The organism is Dyella telluris (assembly GCF_014297575.1).
In the GTDB taxonomy this organism is placed as follows: domain Bacteria; phylum Pseudomonadota; class Gammaproteobacteria; order Xanthomonadales; family Rhodanobacteraceae; genus Dyella; species Dyella telluris.
Genome location: NZ_CP060412.1, coordinates 1,367,902 through 1,387,321, shown reverse-complemented (window position 1 = coordinate 1,387,321; position 19,420 = coordinate 1,367,902). Strand labels below are relative to the sequence as shown.

The window sequence follows — 19,420 nt, the reverse complement described above, 5'->3', positions numbered from 1 at the left end:
AGGAGTAACAACTCATGTGTGGAATCGTTGCCGCCGCCGCCCAGCGTGACGTGGCTCCCTTGCTCATCGCTGGCCTGAAGGCCCTGGAATACCGCGGTTACGACTCGGCGGGCCTGGCCGTGATGAGCGGGGGCGAGATCCATCGCGTCCGCGCCAAGGGTAAGGTGCGCGAGATGGAAGGCGCTTATCTCGCCAACCCCTTCCCTGGCGGCACCGGCATTGCGCACACGCGCTGGGCAACGCATGGCGTGCCCAATGAAGTGAACGCGCATCCGCACATGGCCGGCAGCGTTGCGCTCGTGCACAACGGCATCATCGAAAACTACGCGGCCCTGCGTGCTGATCTGCAGGCTCGCGGCCACGTTTTCACTTCGGAAACCGATACCGAAGTGATGGCGGCGTTGATCAACGAGCACGTTGAAACGGGCCTGAGCCTGCGCGAGGCCGTGCTGGCCACCCTTCGCGAACTCGAAGGTGCCTATGCCATCGCCGTGGTGAGCAGCAAGGAACCGGGTCGCGTCATTGGTGCGCGTCATGGCGCGCCGCTGCTGGTCGGCGTGGGCATTGGCGAGCACTTCCTGGGTTCGGATGCGCAGGCGCTGATCCAGGTGACCAACAAGATCATCTATCTCGATGAGGACGATGTCGCCGAGATCACCCGCGACCAAGTCCAGATCTTCAATATCGATGGCCAGCGCGTCGAGCGCGCCATGCATGAAAGCGAGCTCTCCGCGGACGCGGTGGAACGCGGCGAATATCGCCACTACATGCAGAAGGAAATTTTCGAGCAGCCCCACGCGGTGGCCGCCACGCTCGAAGCCCGCATCGGTCCGCACGGCGTGCTGCCGAATATCTTTGGCGTGGACGGCGATGAGTTGCTCGGCAAGGTGCGTGGCCTGCACATCATTGCCTGTGGCACCAGCTATCACGCTGGCCTGGTGTCCAAGTACTGGATCGAGGAATACGCCCGCCTGCCGGTGAGCGTGGAAGTGGCCAGCGAATACCGCTACCGCGAAGCGGTGGTGCCGGATGGCACGTTGTTCGTCGCCATTTCGCAATCCGGAGAAACCGCCGACACGCTGGCGGCCATGCGTGAATCGCGCCGTCGCGGCTATCTGGGCACGTTGGCCATCTGCAACGTGCCTGAGTCGTCGGTGGTTCGCGAGGCCGACCTCAAGCTGATGACGCGCGCAGGCCCGGAAATCGGCGTGGCCTCAACCAAGGCGTTCACCACGCAGCTCGCCGCGCTCGGACTGCTGACGCTGCATCTGGCTCAGCACCGTGGCCTGGACAAGGCTCGTTACATCGATTTATGCAGCCAGTTGCAGCACCTGCCGCGCGCGATCGAGGACGCCCTCAAGCTCGAGCCGAAAGTGATTGATCTGGCCGAACACCTGATCCATCGCCAGCACGCGCTTTTCCTGGGGCGCGGCGCGCAATACCCGGTGGCACTGGAAGGGTCGCTCAAGCTCAAGGAAATCTCGTACATCCACGCCGAGGCCTACCCGGCGGGTGAACTCAAGCATGGCCCGCTCGCCCTTGTGGACGAAAACATGCCAGTGATCGCGGTGGCGCCGAACGGCCCGCTGTTGGACAAGCTCAAGTCCAATCTGCAGGAAGTACGTGCGCGCGGTGGTGAGCTTCTGGTGTTCGCCGACGGCGAGGCCAGCCTCGAGGGTAACGGGCACCGCGGTGTCACCTTGCGCATCAACGGCGGCGGTGACTTCATTGCCCCGGCCGTGTTCACCGTGCCGCTGCAGTTGCTCGCCTATCACGTGGCCGTGCTGCGCGGCACCGACGTCGATCAGCCGCGCAACCTGGCGAAGTCGGTGACGGTGGAATGATTTGGTTATTAAGTGCCGGGAGCTCTCTCGGCACTTTCCAGCCTCGGTTTCCGTCCTAGTCCCCAAGGACACCTCGGGCTACTACTCTCATTATCAGCGCTTCCTGCTCGGCGAGATCGCGACGCTGATGCAGAGCGGCTGGAATCACGTCCAGATTGCGCGCCTCTTTCAGCAAAGGGGCTACCTGACCCGGCAGGGCCGGCTGTACGTGGCCTTCGTCATCGACGTGTTCGCGCGCCGGATCGTGGGCTGGCGGGTCAGCAACTCAATGCGCACCGACTTCGTGCTCGATGCACTGGAGCAGGCACTGTACGCATGCCAGCCCGAGTGGGACCACACCCTGATCCACCATTCGGACCGCGGCTCGCAATACGTCAGCATTCGATACAGCGAGCGCCTGGCCGAGGTCGGCATCGAACCGTCCTTGGGCAGCCGAGGCGACAGTTATGACAATGCCTTGGCCGAGACGATCAAGGGTCTCTACAAGGCCGAACTGATCCATCGCCGTGCGCCCTGGAGGATCAAGGAGGCCGTGGAGCTGGCCACGCTGGAATGGGTGTCCTGGTTCAACCACCACCGTTTGCTCGAACCCATCGGCTATATCCCGCCTGCAGAGGCTGAGGCAAACTACTAGCGGCAACTCGACCATCAAGCCGCCGACATGGCGGCCTGACTTAACCCAACGGGCCTCCACGAAACCCGGAGCGATTCAGCGCCACCTCGTTCAGTAACAAGCCGGGAAACTCCAGGTTGGGGCGCCCGGAGCCCAGCTGCTACAATCCCGTCACTAAAGCGGAAGCAACCATGTCGGACCTTAAAAACAGCAGCCAGGAGGGCGGCCGCCCGATGGCTTTGGCCACCCTGGCGGTCCACGGCGGGCAGTCGCCCGACCCGAGCACCGGCGCAGTGATGCCGCCGATCTACGCGACCTCGACCTACGCCCAGTCCAGTCCAGGCGAGCACCAGGGCTTCGAGTATTCGCGCACTCACAACCCGACCCGGTTCGCCTACGAGCGCTGCATCGCCGCGCTGGAGGGCGGCAGCCGCGGCTTCGCCTTCGCCTCCGGCATGGCGGCCACCTCCACCGTGATCGAGCTACTGGACAGCGGCGACCACGTGGTGGCGATGGACGACCTGTACGGCGGCAGCTACCGCCTGTTCGAGCGCGTGCGCCGGCGCAGCGCGGGGCTGGATTTCAGTTTCGTCGACCTGACCGACCTGGCCGCCTTCGAGGCAGCGATGACGGCGAAGACGAAGATGGTCTGGATCGAGACCCCGACCAACCCGATGCTCAAGCTGGTCGACATCGCCGCGGTCGCGGCGATCGCGCGCCGCCGCGGCCTGCTGGTGGTGGTCGACAACACCTTCGCCTCGCCGATCCTGCAGCGCCCGCTGGCGCTGGGCGCCGACATCGTCGTGCACTCGGCGACCAAGTACCTCAATGGCCATTCCGACATGGTCGGCGGCATTGCCGTTGTCGGCGACAACGCCGAGCTGGGCGAGAAGCTGGCGTTCCTGCAGAACTCGGTCGGCGGCGTGCAGGGGCCGTTCGACAGCTTCCTGGCGCTGCGTGGCCTGAAGACGCTGCCGCTGCGCATGCGTGCGCACTGCGACAACGCGCTGGCGCTGGCGCAGTGGCTGGAAGGGCATCCGGCGGTGGAGAAGGTGATTTACCCGGGGCTGGAGAGCCATCCGCAGCACGCGCTGGCGAAGCGGCAGATGGCTGGATTTGGCGGGATCGTGTCGATCGTGCTGAAGGGCGGGTTCGAGGCGGCGAAGCGGCTTTGCGAGCGGACGGAGCTGTTTACGTTGGCCGAGTCGTTGGGTGGGGTGGAGAGTCTGGTGAATCACCCTGCGGTTATGACGCATGCTTCGATTCCGGTGGAGCGGCGGAATGTGCTGGGGATTAGTGATGCGTTGGTTAGGTTGAGTGTGGGGGTTGAGGAGGTTGGGGATCTGCGAGGGGATTTGGAGCGGGCGTTGACGCGTGTGTAGTAAATAGCCCTTGCAGGGCTGGCATATGTCTGCCTGCAACTGACTGGAATTTGGGAACAGGCTTGATGTCACAAAAACAGAGCGGGTCCTTGCTGAAACTTGGTCGGACCCTCATTGATAATTGGGATCTCGTTGCGGGCCTGGCACGGCGCGAGATCGAAATTCGCTATCGTGGCGCAACGATGGGGGTTCTTTGGGCGTTGTTGAACCCCCTGATAATGTTGTCCGTTTACACGTTCTTCTTTACCGAGGTGCTGCATTCGAAGTGGCAGGGCATGCAGCAGCAATCCAGCCTCGATTTCTCCCTGGTGTTGTTTCCCGGCCTGCTGGTATTTACGTTCTTTTCCGAATGCGTGGCAAAGGCGCCAACGCTGATACTCGGAAATCAGAGCTATGTTAAGAAAATCGTATTCCCCCTGCAGGTTCTGCCGGTAATAAGCCTGATGAGTGCCCTTTTCCACGCGCTTATCGGCTTCCTCATATGGATCGTGTTTTACTTGGTCATCAAGGGAGGGTTGCATGCGACTGTGCCGTTGGTGATCTTCCCGCTGCTGCCCCTTGGGTTCCTGACGCTTGGGATCTGCTGGATTCTTGCCGCGCTTGGAACATATGTTCGTGACATCACGCATATCGTTACCGGCCTGCTCGCGGCGCTGATGTTCCTTGCTCCGATTTTCTATCCGATATCTGCATTGCCGGAGAAGTATCGGGGGATGGTTCTGCTTAATCCAATCAGTGTGGCGGTCGAGCAGGTTCGGGCCTTGCTGTATCAGGGCGTGATGATTGATTGGCAGCAGTGGTTCACGTATCTCGGTGTATCCATCGTGATTGCCTGGATTGGGCTATGGATTTTTCAGCGTGCACGAGCCGGATTTGCCGATGTCCTCTGACAGCAACGTTTCCATTCGAGTAGAGAATCTGGGTAAGTGCTACCAGATCTATCCCCGGCCGGCTTCGCGGTTGAAGCAGGCTGTTGCCAATCGCATTCATGGCGTGCTGGGTAGGTCCGCACCCCGATACTTTTCAGAGTTCTGGGCGTTGCGGGACATTGGTTTCGAGGTTCCGAAGGGCGAGCCGTTCGGAGTCATTGGTCGTAACGGTAGCGGCAAGAGTACGCTCCTGCAACTCATTACAGGCGTCCTCATTCCCACGCAGGGAACGGTAGAGACGCGTGGGCGGATAGCTGCCCTGCTTGAGTTGGGCTCAGGGTTCAATCCGGAATTCTCAGGGCGTGAAAACGTGTACCTGAACGGCATGCTGTTGGGGTTGTCGCGTGCCGAGATCGATGCCAAGTTCGATGGAATTGCTGCGTTTGCCGATATTGGAGAGCACCTCGAGAGGCCGATCAAGACGTATTCGAGCGGCATGCTGGTACGCCTCGCTTTTGCCGTGCAGGTGCAAATCGACCCGGATATCCTCATCATCGATGAAGCACTGGCCGTGGGTGATGCGCTATTCCAGAAGCGCTGTTTTGCCCGAATCAACCGCCTAGCGGATGACGGTGTGACCATCCTGTTCGTCTCGCACGATCAGGAGACGGTGAGAACGGTTACCCGGCGCTCGTTGCTGCTCCATGAGGGGCGAGCGATAGCGATGGGCACATCTTCCGAAACGCTTCGGGCCTATAGGCGCCTGATCAACCAGGAGGAATCGAAGTACTTCGCATCGCTGGCGGAGCGGGAAATCGTCGTCGAGGGTATCGACCCGTCGACGGAAGGGAACAACATCAAGCTGCCGGAGAGCGTGATGCCCTCCGACGAGCCGCAGCTCGTCCCGGAAACTCTGGGCCTCGATGTTTCGGCGGCCGCGATGATGGATGCGCCGGGCGCTGGGACAACCAGAGACGGGGCCGGGATCGACGATACTTCGTTCGGCTCTGGTCATGCGCTGGTGCAGCGGGTATCCACGACAGACGAGTCGGGCGAGCCCTGCGCGGTGTTCTATCCCGGAGAGCGGATAAGAGTCAGGATTGATTTCAAGGCTCTGGTTGACCTGAAGAACCTGAATGTCTCCCTGCGTATCCGGAGCCGGGAGGGGTTGAAGATCTATTCTTGGGGGACACTCAACCAGGATATGCAGGTTGCTGCAGGGCTGCAGGACGCTCCTGTATTTTGGGAGCGCGCGTTTGCGAAAGGTGAAGAATCCTGCGCGTTGTTCGACTTCGTTTGTCCGCTTGGTCCTGGCTTCTACGAGATACAGGCTGCGGTTTCGCATGAGGGGCAGCCCGACTATTCCGAGCAGACCATTTTGCACTGGAAGGACGAGGCGGCATTTTTCCAGGTATTCATGGATCAGAAAACCTACCATTTCGGCGGTAGTTTTGACCTGAGGATGAGTGCTTCATGGTGAATGAGCGTTACTTCGACGTTGACACGTTTTCCATTAGCCTGAGAGACGCGTTTGGTTTCGGGCGTTATTTGTGCTTGGGCAGCAGTGCGGCCGACATTGCCGCTGCCTTGCGTGGAAAACTGATCGACGCACGAACGCGCTCCTCCGATGATGGCATCGCGCCACATGCCGTTGTGCTCGATCTGCGTGGGGGTGTCGATGACGGGCTTGCGCAGCTGCCGGAAATTTTCAAAAGCCGCGTCCGTTATGTCGTCGCTATCCATGACATCAAGGAAAGCGCGGAATTCGCGCTGAGAGAGCGCGAAGCGCTGGAACGCCGGATTATCACGATCGGCTACCGCAAGGCTGCTGCGTACTACGACATTAACCCGTATGCGTCGCTTAATGAGGCGCACGGGTGCTTCATCGCACCCTTCGAGCGAGTGCCGGATGCGGCGCTTGGGCGCTATAACCTCGAAATTCTTGAAGAAGAACGCCTTCTGCATACTGATATGCTGCGCGAAACCGGTCGTCGCAGCGATGCTCACTGCGTGCGTTATCGGTACGCAGCAGAATACATCAGGCCAGGCGACAGGGTGCTTGATGTTGCGTGTGGTCTGGGCTATGGCTCCCGCATGCTTTTTGAGGCGACACTGGCTGCTTCCGTGCACGGCGTCGATCTGAGCGACTTTGGAATCAATTACGCGAATGCCCATTATGGGCTTGCGGACAAAGTGAGATTTTCGGTGGGCGATGCCGAAGTCTTGGGTGGCATCGCAGATGCAAGTATCGATTTCATCGCGGCGTTCGAGACCATCGAGCATGTTCCGCACCCCGAGAGGTATCTAGCGGAACTGAAGCGAGTGCTTGCTCCGGGCGGTCGGGTCATGCTCTGCGCGCCCAATGACTGGACGGACGAGACGGGGCGTGATCCGAATCCGTTCCACCTGCATGTCTATACCTGGGAGAAGTTGAAGTCCGAGGTTTCTTCAAAATTCCTGCTGGAGAAGGCTTTCATCCAGGTTGCGGGTGGCGCGATGAAGTGCCATTTCTCGCCGCGGTCCTGGCAGGAGGTCGACCCGTCGAATCCGGAATATGAGGAGGCGGAATGGGTGGTCTTCCTTGGAATGAAGGATCCCACCGAACCTGCGGGCGCCACCTTCAAGGAAACCGCATGGGAGATCCCGAGTTCATCGCGGTTCAACGTTTCCGCGTTCGCTCGAGATTACTTGAATCCCTGGTTGGTCAAGTCGATGGTGGCCATTGGCCTGAGATCAAGAAGTCCGGCGTTGCTTGATCGCTTCCGCAGGAAGGTATTTGCTGCAGCACCAGCGCTGTCGGTGGATGCTGGCGCTGCCCTGTGCGGCTTGATCTATGAACAGATCGAGCGCGGAGATTTTTCCGAGCGTGATGAGCTCAAGCCCGCCGTGGACCACTATCTCGCGGTCAAGCGCCCAAGTCCGCATCAACGCCGGTGGCAGGTTTCCATTGCCTATGCCTGGGGTTTTGCCGAGTTCCTGCGGGAAAATATCGCGGAGGCCGAGCGCTATTTCAGGAAGTGTTCCGCAATCGACCCTGTGCCATACAGCCCGATTCTTGGCAACAAGACTCTGGATGCCTTGTTCCTGCGTGCGGTGCTTTGTGCGGGTCGCAAGGACTTCGGCGGGGCGAGAGTGCTGCTGCAAAAATCGATTGGTTTGGTGCGTCGTTGGTCCGAGGGCGGGGCGCGGAACACATGGCTTGCTGCTTGGCTGAATGTTGCCGGGTCGAATCGATCGCCCCTTCCCTTCGGTCTCGCCGAAATGGCGATTCTATTTGACAAGAGTGCACGCGCGGCCTACATGTTGGCGGTCATTGATTCGTGTGATGAGCGTCCCGGCGCGTTTGCCAGGGAGGCGCGAGGGTTTCTTGAGCGACAGATTGACTATCTAAAGTCCGAGTTGAGGACGTTGAATTGGGATAATAGGCAAAAGACACTTGAGGCCCTGGATCTGAATGCGGGCTTGCAGCGGTTGAAGCAGCATGCCGATACGCTGGCTGACCAACTGCTTGAGCGCGATCATCGAGTTGAAGAACTTGCAGGCGAAGTCGTGAAGCAAAGCGATCGCGCGCAAGAGTTGGCCGCTGAAGTCATCAAGCAAGACAAACTGGCGCAGGATCTGGCGAGACAGGTCATGGATATCGACGCGCACGCGCAAAGCATGGGGAAGAATCTGCAGGCGGAAATAGAGTCGCGTGATCGGATCATTGCAGAGCTCTTGGCGAAGCTGCAGGGGTAGTCACGCAGCTCGCGTGACTGCATTTTCTTGCCTGAACCAATTCATTGGACTGGACTTCGGGCCGCGATTTGACAATAGACTATTCTGAGATTGAACTAGGGGCTGGAAAGTGATAGGGATCGTGATGGTGACGTATAACGCTGCTGATGCGGCGATTATTACGTTGCGCAGCGTCTTCAAGGCAAGGAACGACTCGGCCTACAAGCTGGTCATTGTCGACAACGCATCTTCGGACGAGGCGCGCGGGAAGATTCGCGCGTTTGTCGAGTCGTCTCCGGCGTTTGCCAGCGGACAATGGACGTACATACAGAACGAGCGGAACCTGGGATTCAGTGGCGGCAATAATGTCGGCATCATGGCTCTGCTGGAAGATCCGGCTATCAGCAAGTTTTGCCTTCTCAATAGTGATGTCATCGTGACGGACGGCTGGATTGATCGCCAGCTTTCGCATGGATATCCGGTCGTCAGTGCCGTTACAAATCGCGCTGACAGCGAACAGTGCGTACCAGAACTCAATGATCTACGGCTGGACGAGGTCGCGGCTTCCCAGAAGGCCTTTGAGGTTGCTTATCAGCAGGTGCAGAAGCAGGCCAACCAGCGATATGCGGAGTTCCGTGGATGTCTGCAGGAGTGCGACGTCACGTTCTTCTGCGTGTTCATCGAGCGTGGTGCGCTTGAGGACGTCGGTCTTCTCGACGAAACGTTCTTTCCTGGAGGGTTTGAGGATGACGACTACTGTCTGCGCCTGCGTTCGAAGGGCTACCGCATAGGGCTTGCTCGTGATGTGTATATCCATCACTTCGGATCCGCCTCCTTCGGGAAGCTCGACTACAGCTATTTCGCCGGTAGCGCAAAGAAAAATCTGCGCTACCTGGAGACCAAGCATGGCGTCAGCTGGAGGCGTCGTCCGGAAAAGCCCCTGGTTTCATTCCTTGCTGATTTCCAGCACGTAGTCGGCGAGCGAGGCAATAGCAGGGTCAGTGTGGCACAGGCTGAACTGCTGGAATTGCATTTGACAGCGGTGGATCGGCTGGTGCGCCACCATTCGGTGGAGTTCGTAAATTTGAAGGGGGAGTTCCTGCACTCAGGGAAGCGATCAGCGCGTGTGCGGAATGCGATCGAGCGTGCCGATGCCTTCCCATCCCTTGGATCGGAGTGGGACGCCTTCTCCTCCGGCGCCCGCAATTGGTTGGCTGTTGGCGACCGTGATGGGGTCGTTGCGGCGCAGATTCTGGAAAAGGGTGCTCAACTTGTCGTGCAGATCTGGAGCGTGGTTGACGCCAATTTCAGCGTCAACTCACTGCTGCGGGGTGATTCCGCGAAGAACGGGCACGGCAGCACCGATTGGGTGAAGCAGCAATGGAGCAAGCGCTCCGGTATGCGCAAGGCATTATGGGGGCTCAGGAAGGGCGTTCAGTCGCTGACTCGCTTTCGTGGAACCGTGTTCTTTGGGGGTTATTTCTATCCGGAGCGCGAGAAGGATGGGTATTTCCAAAGAATCCAGATGGTCGATCGCCTGGTCTCTGATGGGTGGCGCCTCTATGTCGAGACCGCGGACCTGGCCGGCCGTACCACGGTACTTGATCGCCCGCAGCCCAAGGTGATTGTCATTCGCCTTCTGGGTAGCCGGCTCAAGAAGGCTCTGCTTTGGACGATAGTCCTCGCGTTCGTCCTCCGGTCCAGGAAGATATATTTCCACAGTGTGCTTCGGATGACCGATCTTGGGTTCGGGAAGCTGCTGCGCCTGCCTTTCGTTCGTTCCGTCGTGGACATTCACGGGGTGGTTCCGGAAGAGTTCCGGATGCATCATGACTACTTTAATGCAGTCAAGTACGAGCGCCAGGAAGAGTATGCGTTTGCCCACGCCGGCCGGATTGTTGTTGTTTCGGGCGTCATGCAGAGGTATCTCGAACAGAAATATCGGAATCATCGATCGCCTGTATTTGTCCATTTTCCGATGTTCCCGAATTTCGTACCGTTCCTCGGGGAAAAGGGAAATTCGCGGCCGATTGCTGTTTATGCTGGCGGCCTGCACAAGTGGCAACAGCCGGAGAAGACACTGGGCAGCATGATTGCGGCCCAGGCAAATTGCACCAGCTATTTCCTGTCTCCCGATCCGGAGACGGCGGCGGAGATTGCGGCGGAGATCGATCCTGAGAATTCGATTGTCTTCGACTCCATGAGTCATGACGCGTTGATGCGTTTCTACCGCAAATGCGACTTCGGCTACATCCTCCGCGAAGATTCCGTGGTGAACAATGTGGCCTGTCCAACGAAGATCGTGGAATACCTCGCGAACGGGATCATTCCGATCATTGATTCCGACCAGATTGGCGATTTCTCCGCGCTGGGGATGCGGTCTGTTCCGCTGGACGAGTTCAATGCTGGGCGACTGCCCGAGAGCGCCGCGATGGCAGAGATGGCTCAGTTCAACTTCGGGGTGTACCAGAGAATCAAGTCTGCACGCGATCGTGGTGCGCTCGAGCTTTCCGACTACCTGCTGGATGGAGTTGGCCCGTCGCACGTCCATGAACACTCTGCGGATGCGGAGGTCGATGTGCTTGTCCAGGTCGGCAACTTCGAGTCCGGTGGGCTTGAGAATGTCGTGTTGGAATTGAATGAATTTCTGCGGGGTTGTGGCGTTCGACTGGCGCTGCTTGTTCTGGGGACGCAGGGGCCCGCGGCGGAGCGCGCACGTCGGCTCGGACAGCGCCTGATTGCAATCGAATACACTGCTGCGGGCTACAAGGACGTCTTGCAAAGACTCAGGCCGAAGGCCGTGCTTTCACATTATTCGATCGACGGCATAGAGGTGTGTAGCGAACTGGGCATTCCTGTCACGCAGGTGATCCACAATATGTACATGTGGTTGGCCGATGATGAGTTGAGAAAGTTCAAGGATGCTGCCGCACTCACCAGCAGGTTCGTTGCGGTTTCGAGCACGGTGAAGGAGTACTCCGTACGGAGGCTGGGTGTCGATGCCGAGCGTTGTGACGTAATCAGCAACGGCATTGACGTCGACAGGTTCTCGACGATTGATCGCATGTCGGTGCGTAGCCGGCTGCGGAAGCAACACGGCATCGGGGTCAATGATTTTGTGTTCCTCGATATGGCCGCGATCAATCACCAGAAGAACCATGGTGATGTGGTGCGGGCGTTCAGCCGCGCGGTGCATGGATGCGACAACGCGAAGCTGGTCGTGGTCGGCCCGGTGTACGAGAAGGGTCTTTACGCTGAGGTCCGCGCTTTAGTGAAGGACGCCGGTTTGGAGTCTCGAGTGCTGTTCATCGAGCCAACCAGCAGCCCCTGGGAGCTGCATGCCATGGCTGACGCTTTCGTCAGCGGCAGTTTCTTTGAGGGTGGCCCGCTGACGCTGATCGAGGCTCTTGCCAGTGACCTTCCAGTGATTTTCCCGAGGGTCGGCGTGGTAGCCGAATATGAAGGGCTCCCCGGGGTCCATGTTGTTAATCCTGCAGTGGATCTCATGGAATATCACGGTTCAATTGATGCATTGGCGTCGCGTCCTGCTTTCGTGTCGGACTTGGCCGATATGATGATCAAGGTGTGGTGTGATCCCAAGCGGCCCGGTTTCAGTCGTGAACAACTGGCGACGTTGCAGAAAGATTTCGCCTACATGAAGTACGCACGGTTGCTGTCGGATGTGCGACAGCGTTCCCAATTGGCCTAAATAATCAACAATCGGTAATTTGATGATGAAGAAAGTCTCTATTTCCGTTGCATCGATCTTGCTGGTGTCCCTCGTTGCTGGTTGTTCAAACCCGGCAACGGACGGTGCGGGCGCCAATTCCGGGCAAACGGGTGCTGCGCCGGCTGCCAGTGCTTCGGCCCCGGCTGTCAGCGAGGCAGAGAAGAATTATCAGGACGCACTCCGTCTCATCGCTTCGAACGGTCAGGGGCAGGTGATGACGGATGCGGCTAGCCTGCTCTTGAAGGCATCGGCGGATGGTCACGCCGGTGCGAAGTTCGAGTTGGCGAAGCTGTACCAGGCCGGAAAGGGCGTGGAGCAGAACACTGGCGAGGCCACCAATCTGCTGCGGGCGTCGGCCGATGCAGGTAATGCCGATGCGGCTTACAAGTTGGCGACGATGTACGCCGTCGGCGACGGCATCGAGAAGAACGAGGGCGAAGCCCTGAATCTCTATCTGAAGGCGGGGCAGGCCGGTAGCGCCGATGCTGCGCTCAAGGTGGGCGAGATATACCAGAACGGTAGCGGGATTCCGGCGGACCTGGGCGAGGCCAAAGCCTGGTATCAGAAGGCGGCTGACAAGGGCAATGCCGAAGCCGCGGAAAAGCTGAAAGCTTTGGGCGCCAAGTAAAACCTGGGTCAGCCCTGCCGACCAGTCGGCAGGAAGAATGCAGAAAGGCCAGCTTGGCAAGGGCTGGCCTTTCCCATGTGTAGAGGGGCCGTCACAAATCGTCAGATGGCGGCAATGATGCTGGCGATGCGCTCGGCGGCCTTGCCATCGCCGTAGGGGTTGTGCGCCTTGCTCATCAACTCGTAGGCGTTGTTGTCGTCCAGCAAGCGGGAGACCTCTTGTGTTATCCGGCTGCTGTCGGCGCCAACCAGTCGCACCGTTCCGGAGGATACGGCTTCGGGCCTTTCGGTTGTGTCGCGCATCACCAGTACTGGCTTGCCCAGCGAAGGGGCCTCCTCCTGGATACCACCGGAGTCGGTCACGATGATGTGCGAGCGACTCATCAAATAGACGAATGGGAGATATTCCTGCGGCTCGATCAGGTATACGGATGGCTGATCGCCGAGGATGCGCTTCACCGGCTCCTGAACATTCGGGTTGAGATGTACGGGGTACACCACCTGCGTGTCGCCGCGAGCCGCGATGGCCTTCAGGGCGTGGCAGATCTGTTCGAAACCATCACCAAAGTTCTCGCGGCGATGGCCAGTGACCAAGACGAGGCGCTTTGATGGATCAAGGAACGGAAACTGAGCGGCCAGCTCAGCCGCAATGTCGGGATTGTTGCCGATCTTTTCCACCACTGCCAGGAGTGCATCGATTACGGTGTTGCCGGTAACGTGGATGGTTTCTGGTGCGACGTTTTCCGCGCGCAGGTTATCAGCGGAAGACTGCGTTGGCGAAAAGTGCAGGCCAGCCAAAGTTCCAGTCAACTTTCTGTTCGCTTCCTCAGGCCAGGGTGAATAGAGATTGCCCGTACGCAAGCCGGCTTCCACGTGGCCAATCTGCGTGCGCTGATAGAAAGCAGCGAGGGATGTTGCGAACGTGGTTGTGGTATCACCGTGGACCAGGACGATATCGGGTGCGTGTTTGGCAATGACCTGGCCCATCTCCTGGAGGATTCGGGAAGTCAGATCAGGAAGAGTTTGGCCGGGGCGCATGACATTGAGATCCTCGTCTGGCGTGATCTCAAACAGATCAAGCACCTGGTCCAACATCTGTCGGTGTTGGGCGGTGACTGTGACAATGGTCTCCAGATCACGGCGTTCTTTCAGCGCTGTGACCAATGGCGCCATTTTGATGGCTTCTGGACGGGTGCCGAAAACCAGCATTACCTTCTTGCGACGTGTCATTTTAAGGTGAGTTCCTTGTGTGCCTAGCGGATCGCTTGGCGGCGCCCACATGCGGCAGGCAGTTGAGCATATGGAGCCATACCATTTTACTCTACCTCATTTCCCTGGGGCTTCCTGGTGTAATGACCCAGCGGTTCCTGCACATAAAGCAAAGGCTTGAGCGGGTGTCTTCATGCCCAGCGCCTGGTGCGGTCGGCGCATTGTTCCTTCAAGGTGCGGATAACGCGCTCCACCATGCCGTTCTGTTGCGGGCAGTGCAGGCTGATGAACTCCTGTTGCAGTCCGTAGCTGCGTATCAACCGGGTGTAGTCGCGGCTGGTGAACACCAGGCCGTTGTCCGAGCGCAGCAGGAACGACTTGGCCACGCGTCCCAAGCTGCCGTAACGAGCGATCAGGGCTTGCTCCAACGCGGCGGCCACGGTGCTAGCCTTGCCGCTGCGCCAGAGCTGCCAGCCCAGCAATTACCGGGTGTGGCAGTCGATCACCAGGGCCAGCGCCAGCCAGCCATCGCGACCGCCCCAAAGGCGGCACAGGTCCGTTGCCAAGCGCTCGTCGGGCGCGGCGGCCACCGACGGCAAGGCCTGGATCCGTGGTCGGAATCCCACCGCTCGCTTGCGCTCCTGCCAGCCTTTGAGCTGGAAGATGCGCTGCACGGTGTTCTTGTTCATGCCCAGCAACCCGGCCACGGTGCGATAACCGAACGCGGATTCTTCTTCGATCAGGCGCCGCCAGCTCTTCGCGTACCTTCGGCGCCGCCTTGATGGGCTGGTAGTACACCGTGCGACGCGCCACGCCGAGCCAGCGGCATAGCTTGACCATCGACACGTGAAGGCCCCCCTCGCGCAGTCCCTACTGGATCGTGACCATCAGGTCTCGTCCTTGCCCAACAGGGACGCCAATTTTTTTCGGGCGCGCAGTTCCAGCTACGCTTCGCCGTAGGCCTCCTGCAGATCCTTCAGTTGCCGCTCGTACTGCTCACGCACATCTTCCGGTTTGGCGCGCAGTGCGTTCTCCATCCCTCGCTTGCCCTCCTCAACCCAGCTCTCGATTTCCGAGGCGGTAGATCGAACTGCCGGCTGGCGTCCGTCACGCTCGTCTTGCCCTGGATGATCTCCAGCACCAGCACCGTCTTCCGCCGCGCCGTCGAACGTTTGATCTCTTCGTCCATCACGATGCTCATGGTGTCTCCTCGTCAAGGTAACACCTGTGCCGGAAATCACTGGGTCATTACAGAAGCCCCCGCGCGAACAGAACAAGCCGAAGCGCCGGTGGAAGCCGAAGCGCAAGACTGCAGAGCGCCTTGCCGATGCCCTGGTGAAGGGCAGCGCAATTCGCCCTATCGGTTTTTGGAAGCTGTAAAGCACATGGCGTTTTGTCTCTCAAAGCGCGGTGCCCCTACGGCATCCCCGGCACTTCCATAGGGTCGCGGATGTCCTCGACCTCGCACCACCAAATCTGGCCGATTACCTTTCTCCGTGAGCCAACCTCTACGCGCTGCTTGCCGACTTGTTTCGCTAGGTTGAAACCAAGAATAGGCAGCTATCGCTCGCATATCCAAGTTCCGGCAAGGGCGCGGCAGATTTTTCATTTTGTACTAGCCCGCGGCTCGCCAGTCGAATCCCTTGGTCGGATGATCTTGGAAACCCGAATAATTGGTTGCGTCACATACCTGTCCATTACCAGCGAAATGAATACGCCAACGACGATATACACGGGCCAAGTATGTACCGTATTCCACTGATAGTAGGGGCCAGTAACGTCCGCAATACGAATTACCCCTGCCGCGCAAAGCATGGCATTGACAACGAAAAAACCGAAGATGTGGTGTAGCAAGATCGGAAGCGCATTCCTGCCTAAATAACTTAGGACAACTCGGCAAGAAGCATTGTCCTTCACGAGACCAGAGAGCGCGTAAACGAATATTGATCCGATGATGCTGCTGAGCACGGGAAGGACGGGAGCCTGATACTTAGATATCTGCATCCAGAAATCGAGATTACCTGCAGAGGCCCACATCTGTTGCTGGACCACGTACATAACAATGATGGCCCCGACACTGACCACAAACCTATCGAGCTTGTATTTTGAAAAGACAGCGCCAAAGTAGTAGAAGAACAATGCGAACGCAAAGCGCAGAGGAACAATCTTGCTCCAGCTCACAGTCTGCGTCTCATACATTGATACGCTCGCGCTGACCGCAAACAAGGCCAGTGCGAGATAGATAGCCAGTAGTATGAACCGCCACTCAGCTTCCCGGCGCGGTGCCAACCTCAAGCAACCCCCCAAAATCCTAGCGTGGACGATTGCAAAGTACAGGCGAACCGAAAACAAGGCAGGGATGAACCAATAAGCTGCCGTGAACTTGAACGCCCCCGAGCCTAGGAACTGATTGAACAGCAAGTTCCTGATTGAGAGCTCGTCATAGAATGCACCGAACCCCAAAGACACCACCACCTTGGAGACTAAGGCGTAGAACAGATAGAAACCAGTCGAATACAACAGAAGCGATTTCGCACACTTCCAGACGAACTGAAGTCCTTCAGGACGACTGTCAGAAAAAAACAGCCCTGAAAGAAAAAAGAAAAGGGGCATGTGGAACGAGTAGGGCGCGAAGGCGTAGAGCGCTGAACCGCTACTCGCGTGGCCTGCGACCACAGTAAGAATGCCAATACCGCGAGCTATGTCAACAGTGAAGTTTCGATCAGTCATCGTTGCATATTAACAAACGGGTATCGACTTTGTGACATACGCCTGGGCGAGATCGCAAGCCTGACCCGGGATGGCTGGAGCAACATTCCAGCCTGATTTGGCAGTGAGTCGCTCGGGACGAGTCACCTGAGTCACGATTCTGTTCCTTGGAGAAGAACCCCTTCTTCCCTCCGGATTCCCTGGATGGCGGAGCCGGACAGAGAGTTGCCCTGCCATTCGCCGCTTGGGCGCGGGCGCTGCCGCGTCTGGTGGCCCGGGACTGGACGGCCTGCCCCGATACATTAGGTGGTGCCTAAGCTTTCCGGACCAAAATGGGTCGCAATTCCTGGATCGAAATTTGGCGAAGAAGCCTTAAAAACCGCGGTTTAAGGTCTTCTTCGCGGTGATTAAAACTGTAGCAGACTTCGGCCAAGTAGCGATGGAAGTAAGTCTGGGGTGCGCTGGACCGCCCAGATTCTTGTAGACACTCACGAGCCGCTTTGCGCGTAGCGCCGTTCAAACTCTACTGGTGACAGGTCGCCGACGAAACTGCGCCGGCGAATCGGGTTGTAGAACATCTCGATGTAATCGGACACGTCCGAGGCTGCCGCCATCCGCGCGGGGTAGATGCGCCGCTTGATCCGCTCCTTCTTCAATGCGCTGAAGAAGCTCTCCGCCACGGCATTGTCGTGGCAATTCCCGCGACGACTCATGCTCGGCTGCATGTGGTGGGCCTTGAGGAACGACTGCCAGTCATCGCTAGTGAACTGACTGCCCTGGTCCGAGTGCACCAGCACGCCGGCGCCTGGCTTGCGCTTCCACACGGCCGCCAACAACGCCTGCAGCACCAAGTCTGTTGTCATGTGCGGGCGTTTCGCCCAGCCAATGATTTGACGCGAATAAAGATCCATCACGGCTGCCAGAAACAACCAGCCTTCGTAGGTGCGGATGTAGGTGATGTCCGTGACCCAGACCTTGTTCGGGGCTTCGGGCGAGAACTCCCGATCCAGCACGTTAGCCACCGCGCCAACGGGGCCACCCCGGTGGCGGGGCTTGCTGCCATAACCGATCTGGGCCCGAAGACCTTCGCGCTTCATCAGCTGACGCACCCGGTGGCGGCTGCACCGCTCGCCGGCTTCGCGCAAATCGCAGGTCATCTTGCGATGCCTGTACACGCCGCCGCTGACCCGTCAGAAGTGCTTGATCCGTCCCGGCAGGCGCGCGTCCTCGTGCACTGGACTGTCCGTAGTACCCGCTGCGATGCACACCGAGCACCCGGCACATCGCGCACAGACGAAACTTGCGGGCATGGGTCTGCATTAACACGTACTTCGCTTTTACCCCTTGGCGAAGTACGCCGCGGCTTTCTTTAGGATGTCGCACTCCTCGGTCACACGCTTAAGCTCGGCCTTCAGGCGCCGCACCTCGGCGCTTTGGTCCAGCTCCGCACGACGCACGACGCACGACGTCCGGCTGGCCAAACTTGGCCTTCCACGCATACAGGCTGTGCGTCGTGATGCCCAGCCGATCGGCCACTTCGACCACCGAATGGCCTCGCTCGGTCACTTGCTTGACCGCTTCGATCTTGAACTCATCCGTGTACCACTTCCCACTTATACCGACCTCCTCGATTGCCAGAAATTATGGCTCGAAGATGTCTACGAAAGCCTGGTCGGTCCAATCGCGTATTCGTTTTATCCCGTCCCATACTTTTTTCTCGGTATGCTGTTTTTCGCGTTTCGAGATCGCGTGAAGCTCCACTGGGCTCCGGCCGTGTTCGGCTTGCTGGCCTATATTTCGCTTCGAAACAATGAGTATGGACAGCTGCTTCTGTATCCGGCTCTTGCTTACGGGGTGCTTTGGGTGGCATCGCTGCGTTGCCTGTCCGTGCTGCAGCCGAGGCACGACTATTCGTACGGCATCTACTTGTATGGGTTTGTCATACAGCAGGCTCTGACGGCCATCTTCCCGTCCTGGAGCAACCATTTGAACATGGTGCTTGCCATACCGATCACGGTGTTGTTGGCGGCCATGTCGTGGCATCTGGTGGAGCGCCCGTGCCTCGAGGTCTTGCGGAGGAACCGGGTTGGCTTGCCATTGCGGGTACCGGGGACTGAGCTTTCGTGAAGTTCAGCCGGGTGACGACGGCGGGGCGGCGACAGACGCTTTCGTTGGTCGGGAGACCCGTCCGGCAGCCATTGGGGTGATGAGGGATGTTTTCACATCCGACCCAAAAGTCCTCGGGCCTCAGCCCGCTCGTGGGCCCGCGAAAAACGAAAATCACTTCGGATGGAACGCGCCAGCGAGGCGTGGATCTTCAGGTGTACCGACAACGGAACAATGTTCTTCAGGCTACGCCACAGTCGAGTATCGATGAACCGGAGCACCCCTTGCCTGCCGAACTGTCGAAATCTCATTCTTCTCGAGAGTGGCATGCGTGGTGGTCTCGGCGGGCGCCTGGCTGCGCTGGATGGCGACTCGGTCGGGTACGTCGCTAATCCCGCCTGCTAAGTGCTGCGAATTCGCTAGTGGCGAGCATCAATTGTCGCACTCTCGTGATGCGTGCCAGAACGTTCCCCGACGTTCTATTGCGGGGCAGCATCGTCCGCCATGGCCCCGGTCCTGGCCGAGGGCGAATGGTTTGTTGCGAGATCCGCTCCTCATCTCCCTCTGAAGGGACGATGAGGTGGGAAAGCGGGGAGAGCGGAAACATCAGGCGG

At 58.8% G+C, this 19,420-nt stretch carries 12 protein-coding genes and 3 pseudogenes; 9 read left to right on the top strand and 6 right to left on the bottom strand.

The genetic code is table 11. The features are described 5' to 3' along the window. The first annotated feature begins 14 nt into the window (after window positions 1–14). The 8 genes and pseudogenes from glmS (at window position 15) to H8F01_RS06325 (ending at window position 12,783) form a co-directional block, all read left to right on the top strand. A complete protein-coding gene (gene glmS, locus H8F01_RS06360; RefSeq protein ID WP_187058175.1) occupies window positions 15–1,844 on the top strand; it encodes a glutamine--fructose-6-phosphate transaminase (isomerizing) in 1,830 nt (609 codons plus the stop codon). A gap of 187 nt (window positions 1,845–2,031) precedes the next feature. Further along, window positions 2,032–2,478, top strand: a pseudogene (locus H8F01_RS06355) (IS3 family transposase); the annotation flags it as partial. A 170-nt stretch (window positions 2,479–2,648) separates the two neighbouring features. After that, on the top strand, window positions 2,649–3,839 hold the full coding sequence (locus tag H8F01_RS06350; RefSeq protein ID WP_187058174.1) for a cystathionine gamma-synthase: 1,191 nt from the start codon (window positions 2,649–2,651) through the stop codon (window positions 3,837–3,839). Window positions 3,840–3,904: 65 nt separating this feature from the next. Beyond that, window positions 3,905–4,729, top strand: a complete 825-nt coding sequence (locus H8F01_RS06345) for an ABC transporter permease (RefSeq protein WP_187058173.1) — start codon at window positions 3,905–3,907, stop codon at window positions 4,727–4,729. Then, a complete protein-coding gene (locus H8F01_RS06340; protein ID WP_187058172.1) occupies window positions 4,719–6,188 on the top strand; it encodes an ABC transporter ATP-binding protein in 1,470 nt (489 codons plus the stop codon). The genes H8F01_RS06345 and H8F01_RS06340 overlap by 11 nt, the downstream gene beginning before the upstream one ends. Then, on the top strand, window positions 6,182–8,446 hold the full coding sequence (locus tag H8F01_RS06335; protein ID WP_187058171.1) for a methyltransferase domain-containing protein: 2,265 nt from the start codon (window positions 6,182–6,184) through the stop codon (window positions 8,444–8,446). The genes H8F01_RS06340 and H8F01_RS06335 overlap by 7 nt, the downstream gene beginning before the upstream one ends. Before the next feature lie 124 nt (window positions 8,447–8,570). Continuing rightward, window positions 8,571–12,134, top strand: coding sequence for a glycosyltransferase (locus H8F01_RS06330; RefSeq protein WP_187058170.1), 3,564 nt, complete (start codon window positions 8,571–8,573; stop codon window positions 12,132–12,134). 22 nt (window positions 12,135–12,156) lie between these two features. Further along, window positions 12,157–12,783 carry a tetratricopeptide repeat protein gene (locus H8F01_RS06325; protein WP_187058169.1) on the top strand — a complete coding sequence of 209 codons (627 nt, stop codon included), beginning with the start codon at window positions 12,157–12,159 and terminating at the stop codon, window positions 12,781–12,783. A gap of 101 nt (window positions 12,784–12,884) precedes the next feature. Here H8F01_RS06325 and wecB read toward each other — a convergent pair whose 3' ends face one another. The 6 genes and pseudogenes from wecB to H8F01_RS06300 form a co-directional block, all read right to left on the bottom strand. Further along, window positions 12,885–14,012, bottom strand: coding sequence for a non-hydrolyzing UDP-N-acetylglucosamine 2-epimerase (gene wecB / locus H8F01_RS06320; protein WP_222615728.1), 1,128 nt, complete (start codon window positions 14,010–14,012; stop codon window positions 12,885–12,887). Window positions 14,013–14,182: 170 nt separating this feature from the next. After that, window positions 14,183–14,431: a hypothetical protein gene (locus H8F01_RS21820; RefSeq protein WP_238481170.1), complete on the bottom strand. Its 249-nt coding sequence runs from the start codon at window positions 14,429–14,431 to the stop codon at window positions 14,183–14,185. Window positions 14,432–14,473: 42 nt separating this feature from the next. Then, on the bottom strand, window positions 14,474–14,680 hold the full coding sequence (locus tag H8F01_RS21815; RefSeq protein WP_238481169.1) for a hypothetical protein: 207 nt from the start codon (window positions 14,678–14,680) through the stop codon (window positions 14,474–14,476). Between the two features lie 255 nt (window positions 14,681–14,935). Further along, window positions 14,936–15,192 (bottom strand): annotated as a pseudogene (locus H8F01_RS06310) (DUF1153 domain-containing protein). 404 nt (window positions 15,193–15,596) lie between these two features. Further along, window positions 15,597–16,721: an acyltransferase family protein gene (locus H8F01_RS06305; protein ID WP_187058168.1), complete on the bottom strand. Its 1,125-nt coding sequence runs from the start codon at window positions 16,719–16,721 to the stop codon at window positions 15,597–15,599. A 467-nt stretch (window positions 16,722–17,188) separates the two neighbouring features. Then, window positions 17,189–18,317: pseudogene (locus tag H8F01_RS06300) on the bottom strand (IS3 family transposase). Between H8F01_RS06300 and H8F01_RS06295 the strand changes: the two are divergent. Then, window positions 18,207–18,827 carry an acyltransferase family protein gene (locus H8F01_RS06295; protein ID WP_187058167.1) on the top strand — a complete coding sequence of 207 codons (621 nt, stop codon included), beginning with the start codon at window positions 18,207–18,209 and terminating at the stop codon, window positions 18,825–18,827. The pseudogene H8F01_RS06300 and the gene H8F01_RS06295 overlap by 111 nt on opposite strands. The last annotated feature ends 593 nt before the right edge of the window (window positions 18,828–19,420 follow it).